The 1,218-nt window shown below is 39.7% G+C and carries 1 protein-coding gene; it reads right to left on the reverse strand.

Translation table 11 applies throughout. The annotated features are described in order from the left end of the window. Positions 1–1,112 (reverse strand): NAD(P)/FAD-dependent oxidoreductase (locus ACFQZ1_RS13585; RefSeq protein WP_098886936.1); only part of this gene is annotated, 1,112 nt, incomplete at its 3' end. Positions 1,113–1,218: the final 106 nt, after the last annotated feature.

The following is a 1,218-nucleotide window of genomic DNA, read 5'->3' on the forward strand; positions in this document are numbered from 1 at the left end:
ACAGCATCCTGTTGTTCAGATATGCGTTCATTCTTCGAAATTTGGCATCCCATGTGAAACCGAACCATAAACTCATCTTCTATTGCCTTTTGATATTCTTCAGACATTTGATTTGATTGATCGGATTGTCCCTTATATTTTGATAGAATATTGGATAATATACGTGCTCCACATATAGCATCATGGATACCCTGCGCCATGCCAGGATCTTTAAAACAAACTGCATCTCCAACCAACGCCCATCCTTTTCCCATTCCTTTATACCAGTAATTATCATATCCGAGAATGCCTTTGACCGGTTCTACTAGTTCTGCATTTTTCAAGCGCGCCCCAATTGTTGTATTCGGAAAGTTATCTGTAAAGAAATTGCGTAGACAGCTTTCCGGATTTAATTTCAACCGTTCTATCAATTCCTTATTTTCTAATGGGAAAATGCCGACAATTACATATAAATCATCATTCGTCGGAAAGAGAATGGCTGTGTTATCTTTTATCTTGTATACTTCAAATTTAGGGACATTATCGTGGCGAAATCCAGAGAAATACCCGAAATAGATGCCGACTGTTGCCGGAATACTTATTTTGAGTTCACTTTTTACCAGCTTGCGAATAATAGAGGATCGGCCGTCTGCCCCGACTACCAGGCGAGCTAAAAATTCTTGTTTCTCGTTGTCGCCGTCTAAACCTTTCACGCCTATCACTGTTTCGTCATCACGGATGACATCCGTCACACGAAATCCTTCTAAAACAGTTACATTCATTTGGGATTTGGCTTGTTCAAGTAGAATATGATCGAGATAAGTTCTTCTAATACAATAACAACTTTCCTCTCCGTAAACCTCAGGGATGAGACCTTCTATCACGGTATCCTCAAATTGAAATTTAATATCCCGTACCGGCGGTGCTTTTGTTTCCAATAACTTGTCCAGGACACCGGTTTCTCGAAGAAGAGCGACAGTATTATTGAAAAAGGTATGGGTTGATAATGTGTCCCTTGGAAAATTCGCTCGGTCCACTAATAACACATGGAAACCTGCCTTAGCAAGATAAATTGCCAGGGTAGAGCCGGCACATCTAGCACCGGTAATGATGACATCATACGTCTTATTCATCGTATCACTCCATTTTCAAGTACAATTATTAACTTGCTTATCCATTAGCAGAGTTCTAAAGTTAATGCCCCTACGAGTTAAAGTAATGGGGAAAATTGATAAGAAT

The organism is Bacillus sp. CGMCC 1.60114 (genome assembly GCF_042676365.1).
Lineage (GTDB): Bacteria > Bacillota > Bacilli > Bacillales > Bacillaceae_G > Bacillus_A > Bacillus_A rhizoplanae_A.